This window comes from Streptomyces sp. TRM68416 (assembly GCF_014596915.1).
GTDB lineage: Bacteria > Actinomycetota > Actinomycetes > Streptomycetales > Streptomycetaceae > Streptomyces.
Genome location: NZ_JACVWU010000029.1, coordinates 80,921 through 102,370 on the forward strand (window position 1 = coordinate 80,921; position 21,450 = coordinate 102,370).

18 protein-coding genes and 1 pseudogene are annotated in these 21,450 nt (G+C 74.5%); 14 read left to right on the forward strand and 5 right to left on the reverse strand.

Features of this window, described 5'->3' with window-relative positions; genetic code table 11:
• The first annotated feature begins 3 nt into the window (after window positions 1–3).
• Entirely contained in the window at window positions 4–1,770 is a 1,767-nt protein-coding gene (locus ICC28_RS34410; RefSeq protein WP_188292736.1) for an ABC transporter permease subunit, read from the forward strand.
• Window positions 1,767–3,008: an MDR family MFS transporter gene (locus tag ICC28_RS34415; protein WP_188292737.1), complete on the forward strand. Its 1,242-nt coding sequence runs from the start codon at window positions 1,767–1,769 to the stop codon at window positions 3,006–3,008. The genes ICC28_RS34410 and ICC28_RS34415 overlap by 4 nt, the downstream gene beginning before the upstream one ends.
• On the opposite strand, the gene ICC28_RS34420 is transcribed toward ICC28_RS34415, so the two are convergent.
• Window positions 2,966–3,721 (reverse strand): CDP-alcohol phosphatidyltransferase family protein, encoded by a 756-nt coding sequence (locus tag ICC28_RS34420; protein WP_188292738.1) that lies wholly within the window; start codon window positions 3,719–3,721, stop codon window positions 2,966–2,968. The genes ICC28_RS34415 and ICC28_RS34420 overlap by 43 nt on opposite strands.
• Before the next feature lie 107 nt (window positions 3,722–3,828).
• Here ICC28_RS34420 and ICC28_RS34425 point away from each other — a divergent pair, with 107 nt between their 5' ends.
• From ICC28_RS34425 to ICC28_RS41365, 5 genes and pseudogenes are all read left to right on the forward strand, one after another.
• Entirely contained in the window at window positions 3,829–4,812 is a 984-nt protein-coding gene (locus tag ICC28_RS34425; RefSeq protein ID WP_188292739.1) for a zinc-dependent alcohol dehydrogenase, read from the forward strand.
• Window positions 4,813–4,925: 113 nt separating this feature from the next.
• The gene (locus tag ICC28_RS34430) at window positions 4,926–5,324 is read left to right on the forward strand and encodes a 6-pyruvoyl trahydropterin synthase family protein (RefSeq protein ID WP_188292740.1); all 399 of its coding nucleotides are present in this window, start codon (window positions 4,926–4,928) and stop codon (window positions 5,322–5,324) included.
• Between the two features lie 5 nt (window positions 5,325–5,329).
• Window positions 5,330–6,502 (forward strand): glycosyltransferase family 4 protein, encoded by a 1,173-nt coding sequence (locus tag ICC28_RS34435; protein WP_223190296.1) that lies wholly within the window; start codon window positions 5,330–5,332, stop codon window positions 6,500–6,502.
• Complete coding sequence (locus ICC28_RS34440; protein ID WP_188292742.1) at window positions 6,499–7,605, forward strand: trans-aconitate methyltransferase; 1,107 nt, start codon at window positions 6,499–6,501, stop codon at window positions 7,603–7,605. The genes ICC28_RS34435 and ICC28_RS34440 overlap by 4 nt, the downstream gene beginning before the upstream one ends.
• A gap of 623 nt (window positions 7,606–8,228) precedes the next feature.
• Window positions 8,229–8,942, forward strand: a pseudogene (locus tag ICC28_RS41365) (lysylphosphatidylglycerol synthase transmembrane domain-containing protein); the annotation flags it as partial.
• Between the two features lie 110 nt (window positions 8,943–9,052).
• Here the strand turns inward: ICC28_RS41365 and ICC28_RS34450 are convergent.
• On the reverse strand, window positions 9,053–9,829 hold the full coding sequence (locus ICC28_RS34450) for a creatininase family protein (protein ID WP_188292743.1): 777 nt from the start codon (window positions 9,827–9,829) through the stop codon (window positions 9,053–9,055).
• A gap of 38 nt (window positions 9,830–9,867) precedes the next feature.
• On the opposite strand from ICC28_RS34450, the gene ribA reads away from it, so the two are divergent.
• The 5 genes from ribA to ICC28_RS34475 are packed head-to-tail and all read left to right on the forward strand — an operon-like array spanning window position 9,868 to window position 14,858.
• Window positions 9,868–10,527 (forward strand): GTP cyclohydrolase II, encoded by a 660-nt coding sequence (gene ribA / locus ICC28_RS34455; protein WP_188292744.1) that lies wholly within the window; start codon window positions 9,868–9,870, stop codon window positions 10,525–10,527.
• A gap of 33 nt (window positions 10,528–10,560) precedes the next feature.
• Window positions 10,561–11,517, forward strand: a complete 957-nt coding sequence (locus ICC28_RS34460; RefSeq protein WP_188292745.1) for an ornithine cyclodeaminase family protein — start codon at window positions 10,561–10,563, stop codon at window positions 11,515–11,517.
• Window positions 11,514–12,653: an NAD(P)/FAD-dependent oxidoreductase gene (locus ICC28_RS34465; RefSeq protein WP_188292746.1), complete on the forward strand. Its 1,140-nt coding sequence runs from the start codon at window positions 11,514–11,516 to the stop codon at window positions 12,651–12,653. The genes ICC28_RS34460 and ICC28_RS34465 overlap by 4 nt, the downstream gene beginning before the upstream one ends.
• Window positions 12,650–13,711 (forward strand): saccharopine dehydrogenase, encoded by a 1,062-nt coding sequence (locus ICC28_RS34470; RefSeq protein ID WP_188292747.1) that lies wholly within the window; start codon window positions 12,650–12,652, stop codon window positions 13,709–13,711. The genes ICC28_RS34465 and ICC28_RS34470 overlap by 4 nt, the downstream gene beginning before the upstream one ends.
• Window positions 13,704–14,858 carry a saccharopine dehydrogenase family protein gene (locus tag ICC28_RS34475; RefSeq protein ID WP_188292748.1) on the forward strand — a complete coding sequence of 385 codons (1,155 nt, stop codon included), beginning with the start codon at window positions 13,704–13,706 and terminating at the stop codon, window positions 14,856–14,858. Before ICC28_RS34470 ends, ICC28_RS34475 begins: the two co-directional genes overlap by 8 nt.
• Here ICC28_RS34475 and ICC28_RS34480 read toward each other — a convergent pair.
• On the reverse strand, window positions 14,836–16,098 hold the full coding sequence (locus ICC28_RS34480; RefSeq protein ID WP_188292749.1) for a serine hydrolase domain-containing protein: 1,263 nt from the start codon (window positions 16,096–16,098) through the stop codon (window positions 14,836–14,838). The genes ICC28_RS34475 and ICC28_RS34480 overlap by 23 nt on opposite strands.
• 197 nt (window positions 16,099–16,295) lie before the next feature.
• Here ICC28_RS34480 and ICC28_RS34485 point away from each other — a divergent pair, with 197 nt between their 5' ends.
• Window positions 16,296–16,736, forward strand: coding sequence for a PPOX class F420-dependent oxidoreductase (locus ICC28_RS34485; protein ID WP_188292750.1), 441 nt, complete (start codon window positions 16,296–16,298; stop codon window positions 16,734–16,736).
• A gap of 3 nt (window positions 16,737–16,739) precedes the next feature.
• On the opposite strand, the gene ICC28_RS34490 is transcribed toward ICC28_RS34485, so the two are convergent.
• Window positions 16,740–17,927, reverse strand: coding sequence for an MFS transporter (locus tag ICC28_RS34490; RefSeq protein ID WP_188292751.1), 1,188 nt, complete (start codon window positions 17,925–17,927; stop codon window positions 16,740–16,742).
• A gap of 119 nt (window positions 17,928–18,046) precedes the next feature.
• On the opposite strand from ICC28_RS34490, the gene ICC28_RS34495 reads away from it, so the two are divergent.
• Window positions 18,047–20,137, forward strand: coding sequence for a tetratricopeptide repeat protein (locus ICC28_RS34495; protein WP_188292752.1), 2,091 nt, complete (start codon window positions 18,047–18,049; stop codon window positions 20,135–20,137).
• Window positions 20,138–20,140: 3 nt separating this feature from the next.
• On the opposite strand, the gene ICC28_RS34500 is transcribed toward ICC28_RS34495, so the two are convergent.
• The gene (locus ICC28_RS34500) at window positions 20,141–21,439 is read right to left on the reverse strand and encodes a hypothetical protein (RefSeq protein WP_223190267.1); all 1,299 of its coding nucleotides are present in this window, start codon (window positions 21,437–21,439) and stop codon (window positions 20,141–20,143) included.
• Between the last annotated feature and the right edge of the window lie 11 nt (window positions 21,440–21,450).

The window sequence follows — 21,450 nt, forward strand, 5'->3', positions numbered from 1 at the left end:
CCCGTGCGACGGCAGGCAGGCGCGCTCCTGTGGCGGGCGGGGATCGCGGTCGCCCTGGTGTGCGCGATCGGCGTACTGCCCTGGGTCTCGCACACCGACCCGGCGCTCACCGTGCTCAAGGCGCGTTCCGCGGACCGCGATCCCACGCCCGAGGTGCTCGCGGACATCCGCGCCCAACTCGACCTGGACGCGGGCCCGTTCCACCTGCTCGGGCAGTGGGCGGGCGGACTGTGGCACGGGGACCTCGGACGGTCCTGGCTGTCCGGCGGCGAGGTCGCGCCCGAGGTGTTCCGGGCCCTCGGCGTCTCCCTGCTGCTGATGGCGGCGGCCCTCGTGGTCGCCTTCGCCACCGCCGCGCTGATCTGCGCCCGCACCCTGCGCCTCGGCGCGCGGCGGCGGCTCGACGGGCGGCGCGCCGGGACCGGTTCCGCGGTCCTCGCCGCACTGCCCGAGTTCCTCACCGCGACCGTGCTCGCCACCGTCGTGGGCGTCCAGCTCGGCTGGCTGCCCGCCCTCGGCTGGTACGGGCCGCAGTGGACGGTGCTGCCCGCCCTCGCCCTCGGCCTGCCCGCCGGAGCGGTCCTCGGCCGGCTCCTCGACGACCTGCTGCCCGGCGCCTTCGCCGAACCCTGGGCACTGGCCGCCGCCGCCCGCGGCCTGCCCGGCCGGCGGATCGCCCGCCAGGCGTTGCGCCGCGGCCTGCCCGGACTCCTGCCCAACACCGGCCTGTTCGTGGTCGGCATCACCGGCGGCGCGGTCGCGGTCGAGCAGATCTTCGACATCCCGGGCCTCGGCCGCACCACCCTCCAGGCCGCCCTCGCCCAGGACCTCCCCGTCCTCCAGGCCGGCGCCCTGCTGCTCGTCCTCCTCGCCGCGACCGCCTCCGGCCTCGCCCGCCTCGGCACCCGCCTCCTCACCGGCCCCGCCCTGCGCGACGGAGCCCTGCCCACCCTGCACCGCCCCACCCCACCCTCCCGCACCCTCCAGCCCCTCCTCTACGGCGGTGTCCTGCTCGGCGTCGTCGCCCTCGGCCTGCCCCGCGACCCGCTCGCCCTCGACACCGGAGCCCGCCTCCAACCGCCGTCCACGGCCCACCCGTTCGGCACCGACGCCCTCGGCCGCGACGTCCTCGCCCGGGTCGCCCACGGCGCCCTCGACACCCTGCTGCTCGCCCTGGCGATCGGTGCGGTCGCTCTGCTCAGCGGCGTCCTGCTCGGACTCGCGCCCCGGCTGTCCGGGCCGCTCGTGGACACCGTCACCGCCCTGCCGCCCGTCCTCGTGGCGCTCCTCGTCACGGCCGTGGCCGGCAGCGGATCCGCCACCCCCGCGCTCGCCGTCGCCACGGTCGCCTGGGCGCCCCTCGCGGCCCACACCTCCGCCCTGCTCCGCCAGGAACGCGCCGCCCTGCACCTCACCGCCACCCGCGCGCTCGGCGCCGGCCGCGGCCACCTGCTGCGGTACGAACTGCTGCCCGCCGTCCTGCCGCCCGTCACCCGCCACGCCCTGCTGCGCCTGCCCGGCATCGCCCTGGCCCTGGCCTCGCTCGCCTTCCTCGGCCTCGGCGCCCAGCCACCCTCGCCCGAATGGGGCCTGCTGCTGGCCGAGAACCAGCCCTACGCCGAGCGCGCCCCCTGGGCCGTCCTCGCCCCCGCCGCCGTCCTCGCCCTGCTCGGCGCGCTGGCCGTGACCGCGGCCGGAGGCATCCGTCTGCCCAAGTGGCGCGCCCCCGAAGCGGCGGCCCGACCGAAGGAGTTGGCGGTCACCTCATGACAACCGCACCCACATCCACCTCCGCACCCGCACCCGCACGCGCCCGTCTCTCCCCGCTGCTGCGCCTGCTCATCCTCACCCAACTCGCCTTCAACGTCGGCTTCTTCGCCGTCCTGCCCTTCCTCGCCGAACACCTCGGACAGGCCGTCGGCATGGCGGGCTGGCTCGTCGGCTTCGTCCTCGGCCTGCGCACCTTCAGCCAGCAGGGGCTGTTCGTGGTCGGCGGGGCGCTCGCCGACCGCTACGGCATCCGGCCCGTGGTGCTGGCCGGCTGCGCCCTGCGGATCGCCGGGTTCGCCTGGCTGGGGTTCGCCGAGCGGACCTGGGCCGTCATCGGCGCCGTACTCCTCATCGGGTTCGCCGCCGCGCTGTTCTCGCCCGCCGTCGAGTCCGAGGTCGCCCGGCAGGCCGTCGTCCACGAACAGGAAGGCGGCTCGCGCACCCGTGTGCTGTCGCTGTTCACGGTCGCGGGGCAGGCCGGCGCGTTCGTCGGACCGCTGCTCGGGGCGCTGCTGCTGTCCTTCGACTACCGCACGGTGTGCCTCGGGGGCGCCGGGATCTTCGTCCTCGTCCTCGCCGGACACGCCTGGCTGCTCCCGCAGCACATCCCGGGACGGCAGCGCGTCCGGGTCCGCGGCGGCATCGGCCCGATGCTGCGCAACCGGCGCTTCCTCGCCCTGTGCTGCGCGTACGGCGCCTATCTGCTCGCCTACAACCAGCTCTATCTCGCGCTGCCCGCCGAGGTGGAGCGGGTGGCCGGCTCGCAGGCGCCGCTGGCCTGGCTGTTCGCGCTGTCCTCGCTGCTGGTGGTGACCGCCCAACTGCCCGTCACCCGCTGGGTGGGGGAGCGGCTCACCCTGCGCCGGTCCATGGCGGTGGGGCTGCTGGTCATCGCGGCCGGCTTCGCGGTCGTGGCCGCGGTGCGCACGGCGGGCCTGCTGCCCGTGGCCGGGTTCGTCGTGCTGCTCACCTTCGGCCAGATGCTCGTGGCGCCCGTCGCCCGCGCCTGGGTGCCGGACCTCGCCGAGGAGGGGCGGCTCGGCCTCTACACCGGGGCACTGTCCTCGGTGTCCGGCCTGATCGTGCTGGCAGGCAGTTCGGTGACCGGGATGCTGCTGGACAGCGGACTCCCGGCTGCCGTGCCGTGGCTCGTGCTGGCCGCCGTACCGCTGGCGGCCGTGGCCCTGCTGCCGCGTCAGACGGCGACCAGGTCCTCCGTCGCCCCGGCGGCCGCCTGAACCCGGGACGTCCGCCACAGCCACAGCACGTCCCGCCCGAACGACCACACCAGCGCCGCCAGCGCCGTGGCCACGACGCCGAGCTGCGCCGCGTACGGCAGCAGGCCCGAGGCGGCCAGCAGCAGGAACACGCCCTGCAGCGCGGCCACCGTCTTGCGGGCCGTGCTCGGCGGCAGCGGGGCGTTCAGCCACGGCCACACCCGGGCCGCGGCGACGAAGGCGTAGCGCATGCCGCCGATCAGCAGCACCCACGGGCCCTGCGCCATCGCGACGTACACGCTGAGCACCAGGATGAGGAACGCGTCGACCTCCATGTCGAAGCGCGCGCCCAGCGCGGTCGAGGTGCCGGTGCGGCGGGCCACCTTGCCGTCGACGCCGTCGAGGATGAGGGCCACCGCCGTCAGTCCGACGAGGAGGGTGAGCGGCGGCGGGCTCTGGAAGGAGTCGGCGACCAGCGCGGTCACCCCGCCGACCAGGATGGAACGGCCGAGCGTGACCCGGTTGGCGGGTCCGAAGGAGCGCGGCCGCGTGCGGTGCAGGGCCCTGGAGAGCACCGCCCAGGTGGCGAGGGCGAAGGCCAGGCCGGTCAGCCAGCCCGCGGGTCCCATGCCGATCGCGCTGCCGAGCAGGGCGAGCAGCAGGATCTGGACACCCGCTCCGACAGCGGTCTCCTGCTGGACCAGCCGTGCCTCGTACGTGTTGTTCAGGGCCACCGAACATCCTCCGGCCGTGTGACAGAGTCGATCAACGCCGCGTACTGTGCGCGGCCTGTGCACACCTCGGTACGTGAACAGCTTCCCGATCGTTCAGGAGGATCCCGATGAAGCGCACCGCACGGGCGTTCTGGGTCAGCAGTCCGGGTGAAGGCGAGATACGTGAGGTCACCCTGCCGGCCCCGGCCGCGGACGAAGTGCTGGTCCGCGCCCTGTGGTCCGGGATCAGCCGGGGCACCGAAACTCTCGTCTTCCGCGGCGGCGTCCCCGAGAGCCAGCACGCGTCCATGCGGGCCCCCTTCCAGGAGGGCGAGTTCCCCGCCCCCGTGAAGTATGGCTACCTCAGCGTCGGCGAGGTCGAGGAGGGGCCGGCCGACCTGATCGGCCGTACGGTCTTCTGCCTCCACCCGCACCAGACGCGGTACGTCGTCCCGGCCGCCGCCGTCACCGTCGTACCGGAGTCCGTGCCCGCCGAACGGGCGATCCTCGCCGGGACCGTGGAGACCGCCGTGAACGCCCTCTGGGACGCGGCCCCCCTGGTCGGCGACCGGATCGCCGTGGTCGGCGGCGGCATGGTCGGCTGCTCGGTGGCCGCGCTGCTGGCCCGCTTTCCCGGCGTGCGCGTGCAGTTGGTCGACGCCGATCCGGCGCGGGCGAAGACCGCCGAGGCGCTCGGCGTGGACTTCGCGCTGCCCGGGGAGGCGCTGGGGGAGTGCGACCTCGTCGTCCACGCGAGCGCCACCGAGCAGGGGCTCGCCCGCTCCCTCGAACTGCTCACCGCCGAGGGCACGGTCCTCGAACTGAGCTGGTACGGCGACCGGCAGGTCAGCCTGCCGCTCGGCGAGGCCTTCCACTCCCGGCGGCTCGTCATCCGCAGCAGCCAGGTCGGCACCGTCTCCCCGGCCCGCCGCGCCAGCCGCGGCTACGGCGACCGGCTCGCCCTCGCCCTCGACCTGCTCACCGACCCGGCCCTCGACGCCCTCGTCACCGGGGAGAGCGCGTTCGAGGAGTTGCCGGAGGTGATGCCGGGACTCGCCTCGGGCGCGATTCCGGCCCTGTGCCACCGGGTGCGCTACGACAGGAGCGCCTGACCTCAGAAAAGAGTGAGATGCGGCTGAACAACGGGAAGCGAAGAGCCGTACTACTCGGCATCCCCGGCGACCATCCGCCGGGGTCAGACGCACCGCACCTGGAGGGTCGTCCGTTGTTCAGCATCACCGTCCGCGATCACATCATGATCGCCCACAGCTTCCGCGGGGAGGTCTTCGGACCCGCGCAGCGCCTGCACGGAGCGACGTTCCTGGTGGACGCCACGTTCCGGCGCGAGCAGCTGGACGAGGACAACATCGTCGTCGACATCGGTCTCGCCACCCAGGAACTCGGCGCGGTGGTCGCCGAGCTGAACTACAGAAACCTCGACAACGAGCCCGATTTCGCCGGGATCAACACCTCCACGGAGTTCCTGGCCAAGGTCATCGCCGACCGCCTCGCCGAGCGCGTGCACAAGGGGGCCCTGGGCGAGGGCGCCAAGGGGCTCGCCGGCCTCACCGTCACGCTGCACGAGTCGCACGTCGCCTGGGCGAGTTACGAGCGTGGCCTGTGACCGACATGACCGTGGACCGCGCCCCGCTGGCCTATGTGCCCGTGCAGCACGCGGCCCTGAAGAACGCCGAGATCGTCCCCATGTCCCTGCGCTCCGTGCACTTCGTCATGCCGGGCGGCGTCGACGACCCGGCCGCGCCGAGCGGCGGCAACGCCTACGACCGGCGGGTGAGCCTGGACCTGCCGGGCTTCGGCTGGCAGGTGCACAAGCGCGCGGTGGCGGGGGAGTGGCCCCGGCCCGGCGGTGAGGCCCGTGCGGAACTCGCCCGGGTGCTGCGGGAGCTGCCCGACGACACCGTCGTACTGATGGACGGGCTGGTCGCCTGCGGCGTGCCCGAGATCGTCGTGCCCGAGGCGCAGCGGCTGCGGATCGCCGTGCTCGTCCACCTCCCGCTGGGCGACGAGACCGGGCTCCCGCCGTCCGTCGCGGCGGAACTGGACGCCCGGGAGCGCACCGTGCTGCGGGCCGTCCCCGCGGTGATCGCCACCTCGGACTGGGCGGTCCGCCGCCTGGTCGCCCACCACGGCCTCGCCCCCGACCGGGTCCATGTCGCCGCCCCCGGCGCCGACATCGCCCCGCCCGCCTCCGGCACCGACGGCGTCTCCCGGCTGCTGTGCGTGGCCGCGGTGACTCCGCGCAAGGGGCAGCACCGGCTGGTGGAGGCGCTGGCCGCGGTCAAGGACCTGCCGTGGAGCTGTGTGTGCGTGGGCAGCCTCACCCAGGACCCGCAGTACGTGGCCGGGCTCAGGGAGCGGATCGCACGGCACGGCCTTGCGGACCGGCTGCTGCTGGCGGGACCGCAGGCCGGCGCCGAACTCGACGCCAGCTACGCCGCCGCCGACCTGATGGTCCTCACCTCCTACGCCGAGACCTACGGCATGGCGGTGACCGAGGCCCTCGCCCGCGGCATCCCCGTCCTCGCCACCGACGTCGGTGGCGTGCCGGAGGCGGTCGGCCGCGCCCCCGACGGCGGGATGCCCGGCATCCTCGTTCCGCCGGAGGACCCCGCCGCCCTCGCCGTCGAACTGCGCGGCTGGTTCGGCGAGGCGGACGTACGACGCCGACTGAAGGCGGCCGCGCGGGGCCGACGGGCCGCCCTCGGCGGCTGGGCGGCCACGGCCCGCAGCCTGGCCGGAGTACTGGGCCGACTGCCGAACGATCCCAGGAGGACGGCATGAGGAAGACGGCGACGACGCGCGAGGCGGGACTGGTGCCGGGCCAGAGGGGGCCGGCGGACCGGGAAGCCCAGGCCTCGGACCCGGAACAGGGCCCCACCTCGCACGGCTCCCCCCTTTCCGGTCCGGGCGCGGAGCCCGCGGGGCGGCGGGCTGAGGGCGTGCCGGAGGCTCCGGACTCCGGTGGCGGTGTGATCGCCGGGGCCGGGCCCGCCGCTCCTCGGCCCGGTGAGCGGCCCACCGTGAAGCTGCGCGAGGGCGGGTCCGAGGAGCAGCCGCGGTACGCGCCCGAGTGGCTGGAGCTGCGCGAGGCGCCGGACGGGCTCGCGCGGGCGCAGGAGTTGCTCGACCCGTTGCGGATGCGGCTGGCCAACCTGCCGGGCCGGGGCGACGGGCTGGTCATCCACGACCTGGGCTGCGGCACCGGTTCCATGGGCCGCTGGCTCGCGCCCCGCCTCGACGGCCCCCAGCACTGGATCCTGCACGACCGCGACCCCTACCTGCTCCACTTCGCCGCCGTCGCCTCCCCGCGCGCCGCCGCCGACGGCAGCCGGGTCACGGTGGAGACGCGCCGCGGCGACGTCGCCCGGCTCACCCCGGACGCCCTGACCGGCGCCTCCCTGGTGACGGCCTCCGCACTGCTGGACGTCCTCACCCGTGAGGAGGTCGAGACGCTCGCCGAGGCGTGCACCGGCGCCGGCTGTCCTGCGCTGCTGACGCTGTCCGTGGCCGGGCGCGTGGAACTCACCCCCGCCCATCCGCTCGACCAGGAGATCGCCGAGGCGTTCAACGCCCACCAGCGGCGCACGGAGCTGCTCGGCCCCGACGCCATCACGGTGGCCTGCGAGGCCTTCTCCGAACGCGGCGCCACGGTACGGCTGCACCCGAGCCCCTGGCGGCTCGGCCCCGCCGACTCCGCGCTGACCGCCCAGTGGCTGCGCGGCTGGGTCGGGGCGGCGGTGGAACAGCGCCCCGAACTGCGCGTCCCCGCCGAGCGCTACCTCCGCGAGCGCCTGGAGGCCTGCGAGGCGGGGGAGTTGCACGTCGTCGTCCAGCACAGCGACCTGCTGGCCCTGTCCCGGCCGACGGGCGGGACGGCGTCATGAGCGCGCAGACCGTGGTGGCGTGGGTGGCCGACCGACGCGGGACCCGGAGGTGCCCGACGCGGGTCCGCCCGACCGAGGTTGCCCCCAGGGCCGCGTCGGTACCGACGACGGCGACCGTGACGCCGACCTCCGCACCCGTGGCCCGGCCTGCCGCGCCTGCGTCGGCTTCGGCCGCGGTGCCGGGTTCGGCGTCTGCGGTCCGGTCTGATGCCGGTGTTTCCGGTTCGGCCGCGGCACCGGGTTCCGCGTCTGCGGCTCGGCTTGGCGCGGGTGTTTCGGCTGTGGCCGGCTCGGCGGTGTCCGTGCCCGTGGTTCGGCCTGGTGCGGGTGCTTCCGCTACGGCCGTGATGCTGGCGTCCGCCTCCCCGGCCCCGCTCGGCATGATCACCTCGGTCGCCGCACCCCCGGCCCCACCCGGCACGATCACCCCGGCCCCGGCACCCGCGCCCCCCACCGCCGTCTCCTCCGCCGCCGTCTCCTCCTCCCACACCGGCGTCATCGTCACCGCTCCCCGCCCCGAAACCGCCCCCGGGCACTGCGCACCCACCCCCCGCCCGTCCCGCTTCCGGGCACTGCGCACCCACCTCGGTACGGTCGCCGGAGTGGTCATCCTCGCCGTGCTGATGTGGCGTCTCGGGACCGGTGTTCTGCTGGACGGGCTGCGCAGGATCGACGCGGCGAGCGTGGCGGGGGCTGTCGGGATCGGCGTCGTCACCACCGTGTTCAGCGCCTGGCGCTGGCAGTTGGTGGCACGCGGGCTGCGGATCAGGCTGCCGCTCGGGGAGGCCGTGGCCGACTACTACCGTGCGCTGTTCCTGAACGCGGCGCTGCCCGGCGGTGTCCTGGGCGACGTGCACCGGGCGGTGCGGCACGGCAGGAGCGCCGGGGACCTGGGCCGGGGGGTGCGGTCCGTCGTCCTTGAACGGGCCGCCGGACAGCTCGCGTTGGTCGTCGTGGGCGCCGTCGTGCTGCTGACCGTGCCGTCGCCGGTGCGGGCGGAGACCAGGCAGTTCGCCCCGCTGCTCGCGCTCGCCGCGGTGGGCGGACTCGCCGTCTTCCTCGCCCTGCGCATGAACCGGCCCCGGGCCCAGGCCCTGCGCGCGTCGCTCGGCGGACTGCTCGCGCGCTCCAACTGGCCCGCCATCGCCGTCTCTTCCGTTGTCGTGCTGGCCGGACACCTCGTGATGTTCGTGCTCGCGGCCCGGGTCGCGGGCACCACGGCCTCCGCCGCCGTCCTGCTGCCGCTGGCCGTCCTCGCCCTGCTCGCCATGAGCCTGCCGCTGAACGTCGGCGGCTGGGGCCCCCGGGAGGGCGTCACCGCCTGGGCGTTCGGCGCCGCCGGGCTCGGTGCGGGCAGCGGACTGGCAGTCGCCGTCGTCTACGGGGTGCTCTGCCTCGCCGCCAGCCTGCCCGGCGCCCTGGTCCTGCTCGCCCGCCGGCGGTCGGCCTATTCCGAGTCGGACGAGTCGGACGCGGCCGAGGTCAGCAAGGAGAAATATGACCCGAAGGAATCCGCAAGGCTCGCCAGGAGTTCCTTCCCTTTTTCCGCGGATCCCAGGGAAGGACGCCCGATGACACCCGAATCGGTATAGGCGGACATACCGAGGGAGAGCAGATGGCGTCGGTCGTCCGCGACGAAGTCGGCAGTCTCGTGTCCGGGGCGCAGCATTTCCGGATGAGTATGCAGAAGGATGGAGGTCTCTATTTCCCCCGCATGCATGTCGGTGAGCAGCGAGGTGACCACCCCGGCCCGCTCCCGCGCCGCCTCCCAGTCCTCCGCGGCCGGGAAAAGTGCCATCCGCTCATTGCGCGCGGAGGCCTCCTGAACGACGTTGCCCAGTACGTAGTTTCCGCCGTGCCCGTTGACCACCACCAGGGCGTCGACGCCGGACCGGCGGAGCGAGTCCGCTATGTCCCGCACCACCGCATGGAGGGTCACGGAGGAGATGCTGACGGTCCCCGGCCACGCCGCGTGCTCGTGCGAGCAGGAGATGGTCACCGGAGGAAGGAGGTGCACCGGATACGCGGCGGCGATCTCCCGGGCCACCGCGCACGCGACGAGGGTGTCGGTCGCCAGCGGAAGGTACGGGCCGTGCTGCTCGAAGCTCCCGACGGGCAGGACGGCGACCTGCGGTGAGACGCCCGCGCCCCGGCTCCGTACGTCTTCCGTGGTGTCCGCGGGCAACAGACCGTACACCGCTGAACGTATTCCCGAACCACTCATCTTTTCACGGCCTTTCGTCTCTGCTTAGGAACCAGATCATGACAGAAAAAATTGGCGTACTCGGCACGAAGGCGCCACAGCGCACCGGCGTGGAACGCGTCGTGAATGCCCCGCTGCCCACCGTGTACGGGGAATTCCAGGCGGTCGGCTACCTCGACCACGACCGCGGCGACGAGCAAGTGGCCCTGGTCTACGGTGACATCGGCACCGAGGAAGTCCTCACCCGGCTGCACTCGGAGTGCCTCACCGGCGACGCCTTCGGCTCCCGGCACTGCGAGTGCGGCGACCAGCTGGCCTCCGCGCTGCGCGCGGTGGTAGCCGAGGGCCGCGGCATCGTCGTCTACCTCAGAGGGCACGAGGGCCGGGGCATCGGCCTGCTCGCCAAGCTGCGGGCGATGGCCCTGCAGGCGGAGGGCTTGGACACCGTCGAGGCGAACCTCGCCCAGGGCCTGCCCGTCGACGCCCGCGACTACGGCGTGGCCGCCCGCATCCTGGACGACCTGGGCGTGAAGTCGGTCCGCCTGATGTCCAACAACCCGCGCAAGCGCGAGGCGTTGCTGAGCCACGGCATCAAGGTCGCCGAGCAGGTGCCGCTGCTGATTCCGCCGTGCGAGAGCAACATCACCTATCTGCGGACGAAGCGGGAGCGGATGGACCATCACCTGCCCCATCTGGACGCGGTGGCGCACTGGTCCTGATTGCCGCGAGGACTGCCGGGACAGGAAGAGGGAATGACCGACGACGTCCTCTTCCTCTCCGGCGACGAGGTGACCCGCCTGCTGGACCCCGACGCGGCGATCGCCTCGCAGCGCGCGGCGTTCCGGGCCCTCGGCTCCGGCCGCGCCGACCTGCCCGGGAAGATCATGCACCCGAGCCGCTTCGACGACAGCGTCGTCTTCGCGTACGTCTCCCGGCTGTCGGCCAACACCGGGGCGGTCGCGAAGATCGGCAGTGTGAACCCGGGCAACGCGGCGGCCGGGCTGCCCACGGTGCACGCCGTCGTCACCGCCCTCGACCCGGTGACCGGCCGCCTCGCCGCCGTCATGGACGGCACCGCGCTGACCACCCTGCGCACGGCCGCGGGCAGCGCTGTCGCCGTCGACGCGCTGGCCACGCCCGACAGCGCGGACCTGGCCCTGATCGGCTCCGGCACCCAGGCCCTCGCCCACGCCCGCGCGTTCGCCCGGGTGCGGGACCTGAAGTCCGTACGGCTGTGGAGCCCGAACCCGGCCCACCGGGAGCGTGCCGCCGAGGCCCTCGCCGTCGAACCGGGGCTCGCCGTCGAGGCCGTGGACAGCGCGGAGGCGGCCGTGACGGGCGCCCACCTCGTCGCCGCCTGCACGCTCAGCACCACCCCCGTCGTGCGCGGGGAGTGGCTGGCGCCGGGCTGCACGGTCGTCAGCGTGGGCTCGTTCGAGCCGACCCGATGCGAGGTGGACGCCGAGGTCGTACGACGCGCTCGGGTGGTTGTCGACGACCCGGAGACCGCCGCCCACCACGCGGGCCCGATCACCGCCGCCCGCCTCGCACCGGCGGACCTGATCCCCCTCGGCGGCGTCCTGACCGGCACCCACGAGGGCCGCACCACGCCCGACGACATCGTCTACTACAACAGCGTCGGCCTCGGCATCCAGGACGCCGCCGCGGCCTGGGCCGTGGTCCACGCGGCGAAGGGGGTACGGCGATGAAGGCGTCCGTCGTCGTCATCGGCGGCGGGGTCATGGGCACGAGCATCGCCTGGCACCTGGCCCGCGCGGGCGTACCTGACGTCGTCCTCGTCGAACGGGACGAACTCGCCTCCGGCTCCACCTCCAAGGCGGCCGGCGGAGTACGGGCGCAGTTCTCCGACGAACTGAACATCCGCCTCGGCGCCCGCAGCCTGGAGGCCTTCGCCCGCTTCGAGGCGGACACCGGCCATGACATCGGCCTGCACCGGGTCGGCTACCTGTTCCTGCTGTCCACACCCGAGGAGGTCGCCTCCTTCGAGGCCGGCGTCCGCCTCCAGAACTCCCTGGGCGTGCCCAGCCGCATGCTCGACCCGGACGAGGCGCGCGGACTCTCCCCGCTGATCACCACCGACGGACTGCTGGCCGCCGCGTTCTCGCCGGACGACGGCCACTGCACGCCCGAGTCCGTCGTCCACGGCTACGCCTCCGCCGCCCGCCGCCACGGCGCGACGATCCTGCGCCACACCGAGGTCACCGGCATCGACCTGCACGGCGACACGATCACGGGCGTGCGGACCACCGGGGGCCGTATCGCCACCGACACGGTGGTCTGCGCCGCCGGAGCCTGGTCCCGGGCCGTCGGCGCGATGGCCGGCGTGGACCTGCTGGTGGAGCCGCTGCGCCGCCAGATCGCCGTCACCGAACCGGTCGCCGCGCTCCCGCCCGACCTGCCCATGACGATCGACTTCAGCAGCACCCTCTACTTCCACACCGAGGGTCCCGGCCTGCTCGTCGGCATGTCCGACCCCGACGAGCGCCCCGGCTTCGACACCGCCACCCATGACCGGTGGATCCCCCGGCTGTACGAGGCCATGGAGCGGCGCGCCCCCGCCCTGCTCGACCTGCGCCGCACCGGCGGCTGGGCGGGCCTGTACGAGGTCACCCCCGACCACAACGCGCTGATCGGCGAGGCGCCCTCCCCCTCCCGCTTCCTCTACGCCACCGGCTTCTCCGGCCACGGTTTCCTTCAGGGGCCCGCCGTCGGCGAGGTCGTCCGCGACCTGTACCTGGGGCGCGTACCCTTCGTGGACACCAGCCCCCTGAACGCCGGCCGGTTCGCGGCCGACGCCCTGCGCCCGGAGGCCAACCGCGTATGACCGAGCTCCACCTGTGGCTGCGCCACGAGGTCCGCTCCACCGAGCGGCGCACCCCGATCGTGCCGCCCGACGCCCGGCGGCTTGTCGACAGCGGCGTGACCCTCACCGTCGAGGAGTCCCCGCAGCGGATCTTCCCGATCGAGGAGTACGAGGCGGCTGGCGCCCGGGTCGCGCCCGCGGGCTCGTGGGTGTCGGCGCCGGACGACGCCGTCGTCGTAGGACTGAAGGAACTCCCCGACGCGCCCGACCGGCTGACGCACCGGCACGTCTTCTTCGGGCACGCCTACAAGCGGCAGCCCGGGGCGGCCGGGCTGCTCGGCCGGTTCGCGGCCGGGGGAGGGGCGCTGCTGGACCTGGAGTACCTGGTGGACGAGGACGGGCGGCGGCTGGCCGCGTTCGGGTTCTGGGCCGGGTATCTGGGCGCCGCCCTGGCCGTGCTGCGGCACCGGGGCCGGCTGAAGGCGCCGCTCGTGCCGACGGCGAAGGAGGAGCTGGACGAGCGGCTGCGGCCCGCCGCCGGGGACGAGGAGTTCACCGCGCTGGTGATCGGCGCCCTGGGCCGCAGCGGCCGGGGCGCGCGTGTGGCCTTCGCGGCGGCCGGCACCGAGCCGACCTGCTGGGACCTCGCCGAGACCCGCGACCTGGACCGCCCCGCCCTGCTCGCCCACGACGTCATGGTCAACGCCGTCCTCGCCACCACCCCCGTCCCGCCCTTCCTGCGCGACGAGGACCTCGACGACCCCGCCCGCCGGCTGCGCACCCTGTGCGACGTCACCTGCGACGTCGGCTCGCCGCTGAACGTCCTGCCGGTCTACGACCGCACCACCGACTGGACGGAACCGGCGCGCCGCCTGCGCGAGGACCCGCCGCTGGACCTCATCGCCATCGACAACCTGCCGTCCCTGCTGCCGAAGGAGTCCAGCACCGACTTCTCGGCGGCGCTGCTGCCCCAGCTCCTGGACTTCGCCACCGGCGCGCCCTGGGCGCGCTGTCTGGACCGGTTCCATCAGGCCTGCCGTGAACTCGGCATCGCAGAAGGGGAGTTCCGTCATGTCTGACCTGGTTCCGGCGAGCGGCACCGTCCACTGGATCGGCGCCGGACTGTCCACCGGCAGCGGCCTGGCCCGCCTGTGCGAGACGGCCGACAGGGTCCTGCTGTGGCACCGCACCGAGGAACGCGCCGAACAGGCCCTTGAGGAGCGGGGCCTGGCCGGGCACGCCGTACCGAGCGCGTACTCGCTCGACGCCCTCACGGCCGAACTGGCCCCCGGAGACGTCGTCGTGTCGATGCTGCCCGCGCCCGAGCACGCCGGGATCCTCGCCGTCTGCGTCGCGCGGAAGGCCCACTTCGCCTGCTCCAGCTATGTCTCCGACGCCGTCCTGGAACGGGTCCCGGCCGCCGAGAAGGCCGGGCTCGTCGTCCTCACCGAGGCCGGACTCGACCCGGGCATCGACCACCTCTTCGCGCACGCCCTCGTCGCCCGCGCCCGGGAGGCGATCGGCGAGACGACAGCAGCCTCGTACCGGCTCACCTCGTACTGCGGCGGCGTCCCCGCCGAGCCGAACGACTTCCGCTACCGCTTCAGCTGGGCGCCCGCGGGAGTCCTCAACGCCCTGCGCTCCCCGGCCCGTTACATCGACGAGGGCGCCGAGACCACCGTCGACCGCCCCTGGGAGGCGACCCGGCGGCACGTCGTCGAAGGGGAGGCCTTCGAGGTCTACCCCAACCGGGACAGCCTCCCCTTCGTCGCCCAGTACGGGCTGCCTGCCGCGTGGAAGCCGCGCACCTTCGTCCGCGGCACCCTGCGCCTGGACGGCTGGCTGCGCGCCTGGGACGGAGTCTTCGAGGAGCTGAAGACCGGGGACGACGCCCGGATCGCCGCCCTGGCCCGGGAGTTGGCGGACACCTACCCGACCACCGACGCCGACCGGGACCGGGTCGTGCTCGCGGTCTCCCTGGAGGTGCGGGGCGCGACCGGGCAGACCTGGGCGGGCAGTTACCTCCTCGACCTCGTGGGCGACGAGGAGGAGAGCGCGATGGCCCGCTGCGTCTCCCGGCCACTGGCGATCGGCGTGGGCCACGTGCTCGACGGCGAGCTGCCGCCGGGGCTGAACCGGGCCGCCGAGACGGCGGACCGGTCGCAGCAGTGGCTGCGCGAACTCGCCCGCGAAGGGGTGGACTTCACGCTGCGGGTGGACAGCTGAACGGTGCCCGGTCGCCGACGACGGCCTCGTGCACGAGCCGCTTGAGCTCCGGGTACACCGTGTGCGAGGTCCTCGGCCGCACCTGCGTCATGAACTGCACGGTCAGATCGTGGGCCGGGTCCACCCAGAAGGTGGTGGTCGCCACCCCGCTCCAGCCGTACGTCCCCAGGCCCGCCGGGGCCCGCGTACGGGACGGGTCGACGACCACCGAGACGCCGAGGCCGAAGCCGACACCGTCGTTGCCGGGCTCGTCGTGGGCGGGACGGCTGCCGAAGGAGCGCAGATCGGCGCCGCCCGGCAGCTGGTTGGAGGTCATCAGGTCCACCGTTCCGGGCGCGAGCAGCCGCACGCCGTCGAGTTCACCGCGGCGGCGCAGCAGCTCCATGAACCGGTGCACGTCGTACGCGGAGGCCGCGAGCCCACCACTGCCGGACAGGAAACGGGGGCGGCCGCGCAGCGGAAGTCCCGGGATCGGCGTGATCCCCCCGTCGTCGGTCTCGCCGTACAACTCGGCCAGCCGGGGCGCCTGTTCGTCCGTGACACAGAAGCCGGCGTCGGTCATCCCGAGGGGGCGGAAGATCCGCTCGGCGAAGAACTCGTCGAGCGGCTGCCCGGAGACGGTCTCGATCACCCGGCCCAGTACGTTGGTGGCGACCGAGTAGTTCCACTGGGTGCCCGGGTCGAACTGGAGCGGCAGGCTCGCGTACACCTCGACCGTCCGGGCCAGGTCGGAGCCCGGCAGCACCGCGGACTCCAGGTTGGCCTCCCGGTAGAGGGCGTCGACCGGATGAGTGCGGTAGAAGGCGAAGGTCAGGCCCGCGGTGTGGGTCATCAGATGCCGGATCAGCATCGGCCCGGCGGCCGGCCGGGTCCGCACGGCGGTGCCGGAGCCCTCGACGTACACGCGCGGCTCGGCGAACTCCGGCAGGTGACGGCCCACGGGGTCGTCGAGCGACAGCTTCCCCTCCTCCACCAGCAGCAGCGCGGCCACCGAGGTGACCGGCTTGGTCATGGAGTACAGCCGCCACAGCGTGTCGGCCTCCACGGGCAGCCCGGCCGCGAGGTCGCGGTGGCCGTGCGCGGTGAGATGGGCGACGCGCCCGCCGCGGGACACGGCCACCAGAAAGCCGGGCAGTCGCCCCTCGTCCACGTAGTGCGCGAAGTGCTGGTCGAGGCGGTCCAACGCCTTCGCGTCCAGCCCGACCTCGCCCGGGTCGACCTCTTGTCGCAGCAGTGCCATCGCTCTCCTTGTGCGTGCGTCTCACGAGGTGCGCTACGGCATACCCAGCCGCAGCGGCCTCGGACCTCATCGTCGCGCAGGAACGCGTGTGCGGTCCTGCCGATCGACGTGCTCGTCGGCCGCCGCGGCGAAACGTCCCGGCACGGACACGGTCCGCCCGAGGAATGCGCGGCCCGCCCCGCATGGTTGATCCCGGCATGACTCATGACGCGCATCAGGACGCCCTGCTCCGGCTGCTCTCGGAGGAGAACGGAGGGGTACTGGCAACCCTCAAGCGGGACGGCCGGCCCCAGTTGTCGAACGTCAACCACGCCTACTACCCGGACGAGCGGATCATCCGGGTCTCCCTCACGGACGACCGCGCCAAGACCCGCAACCTGCGCCGGGACCCGCGCGCCTCGTACCACGTGACCAGCGCCGACCGCTGGGCCTACACCGTCGTCGAGGGCACCGCCGACCTCACGCCCGTCGCCAAGGACCCGCACGACGACACGGTCGAGGAGCTCATCCGCCTCTTCCGGGACGTCCAGGGCGAGCATCCCGACTGGGACGACTACCGGGCCGCGATGGTCCGCGACGGGAGGCTGGTGCTGCGGCTGAAGGTCGACCGGGCGTACGGGATCCCGAAAGCGCCGTAACCGTCACCGCCTCTGTGCCGGAAAGCCGTGCCTGCGTGCTCCCGTCACCACCGCGAGCACGGGCACGAGCAGCGCCAGCACGCTCCACGGAAACGCGGTCGCGCCGAAGAGGCCGAGCAGCACGCCGCCGACCACTCCGCCACCGGCCATGGCCGCGTTCCACAGCGTCACCAGCATCGCCTGCGCCGCGTCCGCCTGTTCGCCGCCCGCGTCGGCCACGGCCGTCTGCAGCAGGGTGGGGGCGCCGCCCCAGCCGAGTCCCCACAGGGCCGCCGCCGCGTGGACGAGGGCCGGGCGGTCGGCGAAGGCGGCCAGCAGCGCGGCCGCCGCACCCGTCAGGAGTACGGCCGTCACCGTGAGCGCGCGCAGCCCGCGGTCGATCCGGGCGCCCACGATCCAGATGCTCAGCAGCGAGGTGGCGCCGAACACCAGCAGCACCAGATCGGCCGAACCGCCCATGCCGTACCGGTCCAGGAACGGGGCGATGTAGGCGTACAGCACGGTGTGCGCCAGCACGAACACCAGCGTGACGAACAGGACGGGCGCCACACCGGGGACGGCGAGGGTCCGCAGCACCGGCGCCCGGTCGCCGCGCTCCGTCCCGGGCCGGTCCGGGACCAGCAGCGCGATCCAGCCGAGCAGCAGCACGGTCACCCCGGTCATCAGCGCGAACGCCGTCCGCCAGCCCAGCGCCCCGCCCAGGTACGTGCCCGCCGGCACCCCCACCGAGAGCGCCACCGGTACGCCCGCCATCACGACCGCGACCGCCCGGCCCTGGACCGCGGCCGGCACCAGACGCCGGGCGTACCCGGCCAGCAGCGCCCAGGCCAGCCCGGCCGCCACGCCCGCCACGAAACGGGCCGCCATGGTCAGCGGATAGCTCGCGGAGACCGCGGTGACCGTGTTGGCGGCGGCGAACCCGGCCATCGCCGCCAGCAGCAGCCGCTTGCGCCGCCAGTGCGCGGTGGCCGCGGACAAGGGGATCGCGGTGAGCGCCGTACCGACGGCGTAGACGGTCACCGCCTGCCCGGCCGCGGACTCGCTCACGCCGAGATCCGCGCTCATCGCGGGCAGCAGGCCCGCGGGCAGGGTCTCGGTCAGGCTGGTGACGAAGACGGCGGTGGCCAGGGCGAGCAGGGCGGGGAGGGGAAGGGCGCGGGCCGGGGCTGGTTTCTGTGCAACGGTGGTCATGGCGGCAGGGTCGACCCTGACACCGGTGTCAGGTTCAAGTCCGATCCGTGATGCGTCGTCATCTCGACCCCGGAACACTAGAGTTGATCCACAGTGAGCGAGCCGGGGGAGCGGGCGCGATGATGGATCTGATTTCGGTGGGGGCGATCAGCGCCGTGCTCGGGGCCGTCGGCTCCGGCATGGGCAGCGAGGCCGGGCGATGGGTCTGGGAGTCCACGGGCGGCCTGGTCCGCCGGGTCACCGGACGCGAGGTCCCCGCCCCCACCACCCCCGGCGCACGGGACGAAGTGGCCAGGCTGGTGCACGACCGCATACGCGCGGACGACCAACTCGCCCGGGACTGGGCCCTGTTCGCCCGCGGCGTCCGCGTCCCCGGCGCGGGCGCGCCGCTGCGCCCCCGGCTGCCCGCCGCGCCCCGCTTCTTCACCGACCGCCAACAGGCCCTGAAACTCCTCGACAAGGAGGCCACCCGCCCCTTCGACGGCCGCCCCCGCCTCGCCCTCCTGCACGGCCCCGAGGGCATCGGCACCAGCACCCTCGCCTGTCACTGGGGCTGGCGGCACACCGCCCGCTTCCCCGACGGCCAGCTCTACGCCGATCTGCGCACCCTCACTCCCGCGACCGCCCTCGCCACGCTCCTGCGCCGCCTCGGACTGCCGGACGAGGAGATGCCCCCGGCCGCCGAGGACCGCGCCGACCTCTTCCGGCGCACCCTGGCCGAGCGCAGAGCGCTCCTCGTCCTCGACCACGCGCACTCCGCCGCCCAGGTGCAGCCGCTGATCGTCTCGGCGCCCGACGTGTTCACCCTGGTCGTCGCCCGGCAGCCGCCGGCCGGCCTCGGCGCCCTGCCGGTCGAGGTCGGACCGCTCGCGCGACGCGACGCGGTCCGCATGCTCGAGAACCTCGCCGGCCCGTCGGCGGTGGCCGCGGCCCGCACCGCGCTGCCCGCGGTCCTGACCCGCTGCGCGGGCCGCCCCTACGCCCTGCACGCCGCCGCACTCCGCCTGACGACCCCACGGGAGGCCGCCTTGCCCGAGTCCGACGACGACCCGGTCCGCGCCGCGGCCGAGGACTCCTACCGTCTGCTCACCCCCGACGCGGCCCGGTTGTACCGGCTCGGCGGCCTGCGCGACTGGCCCGCCCTCGACCCGGCTGCGGCCGCGCGCGCCGCGCAGGTGCCGCGGACGGACGCCGCGCGCCTCCTGGAGGAACTCGCCGACGCCCTGCTCCTCGACCGCACCGACACCGGACGCTACCGCTACCGGCCCTCCGTCCGCGCCCACGCCGAGCGCACGGCGGCCACGGTCGACGGCATCGCCGCCTGCTCCGCCGCCGTGGCCCGCGTGACCGAGCACTACCGGGACCTCGCCGTCGGCGCGGCCCGTGCGGCGCTGCCGGAGAGCTGGCGCGTCCCCTCGGCGCCCTCGCCCGTCTCCTACCCGGACCGGGGCACGGCCGTCGCCGCCCTGGCCGCCGAGGCACCCGGCCTGGTAGAGGCGGTGCGCGCGGCCGACGAGCACCGCGACACGGACACCGTCCTCCTGCTCTGCCAGGCCCTGTGGCCGCTCCAGCTCAAGGCCGGCCACCACGACGTCCTGCTGCCCGCCCTGCGCATCGGCACCCGCGTCGCCGACACCCACGCACCCGGGACACGCACGTCCGGCGCCCTGCACGCCCAACTCGCCCACACCCTGACCGAGTTGAGGCGATGGGACGAGGCCGAGCCCGAGGCGCTCGCCGCCGCCCGGGACGAGCGGGCCGCCGGACACCTGCGCGGGCACGCCTCCGCCGTGGAGTTCCTCGGCCTGCTCCGACTGCGCCAGTGGCGGTTCGAGGAGGCACAGACCTGCTTCGATGAGGCGTACGGAATCCTCGACGGCATCGGCCCCGACGACGAGGGCGCCGCCGACCTCCCCCGCGCCCGGGCCCTGCTGGAACGCCACCGCGGCCGCGCCCTGCGCGGCCAGGGCCGCCGCACGGAAGCGGTCGCGCACCTGGAGCGCGCCCTGCGCTTCTTCCGCGACACCGGCGAGAACTACAACACCGCCCGCACCCTCACCGACCTCGCCGAAACCCGCCTGGACGGCGGCGAGTCCGAAGCCGCGCTGCCCCTCGTCGACGAGGCGATGGCCGCGCTGGCGGGGGAGAAGGCGGAGTACCACCTGGCCCGGCTGCGGACACTGCGGGAGCGGTGCGTCACGCCGGAGTGACGGTCACGCCGGAGTGACGGTCACCCGATGCACGGTGCCCCCGGTGCGGACCGTCAGCCCCGGACCGTACAGCTCCTGCGGCGACTTGCCGGCGGCGAGCCAGGCGTGCAGCGCCGAGGCGTACGCGGCCGGGTCGGCGGCGTCCGCGCCGGGCCGGGCGTCCACCCGCAGCAGCGCTCCGCAGCGGGTGCGGACGAGGCAGGAGGCGGGGCCGGTGACGTAGGCCGCGAGGGCGCAGTGCGGATGCCGGTCCAGGACCTCCGCCGTCCAGCGGGCGGGGGAGCCGAAGCGCGGGTCGTCGGCGTCCCCGTACCGGAACACCACGTCGGCAAGGTCCAGTTGGTCCGCCTCGCGGGTGTCCTCGTGCACCGCGGTGTGCGCCTCGCCGGTGTCGTACGGGGCGGGATGCGGGCCCGCGTACCGGGTGACCGTCACCTCCCCCGCCCCCAGCAGCCGGGTGAGGACAAGGAGCGGCACCGTGCGCCGGGCGGGTTCGTACGGGGGCAGGGGCAGCGGTTCGAGGCGGGCCGGGGCGTCCGGTTCGGGGATGCCGATCAGGTCGTAGAAGAGGTGGCGCAGGCGGGGGGCGGACTCGCCCGGGGTGGAGCTGATGAACTCGGCGGGTTCCGGGGAGGGTTGGTGCCGGGCGATCAGTGACTCCACCTGGGGGAGCAGGGGGAGCGCCGGGTTCAGGCGCGGTGCCGTGCGGACGAACGTGTGGACGGGGGCGTCCGGGGCGAGGCCGGTCAGGGGCGCGGCGCCGAGCAGGACCGGTGCGCCGAGGGCGGCGGCGTAGTAGGTGACCGAGCCGTGGTCGCCGATGACCGCGTCGGCGGCGAGCAGCGCCTGGCGCCAGCCGTGCAGCGGGTCGACTAGGGCGAGCCCGGCGCGCCGGGCGCGGTCGAGCCAGGCGCGGAGCTGTCCGGGGCCGTGGCCGTGCCAGATGTTGGGGTGCAGTACTGCCGCGAACCGGTACTCGTCGGCCGGGAACTCCGAGGTCAGCCTGGGCAGCAGGGCGGGCAGGACGTCGTCGCCGTCGTCACCGAGGAGCGACTGGGGGTTCCAGGTCGAGGTGAGGACCAGCAGGCGCTGGCCGCGGCCCACGCCGAGGGCGCGGCGGAAGCGCTCGCGGTACGGCCGGGCCGCCAGCATGCGGTCCCAGCACGGGTCGCCCGCGAGTACGGCGGTCGGCGCGGCCTCGGGGCAGACGTGGCGCAGCCGCTCGTACTGCTCGGGATGCGAGAGGACGAGTGCGTCCGCGATCGGCCGGCCGTCCTCGTCGAGCAGCCACTCCCGGGACATGCCGAAGACGG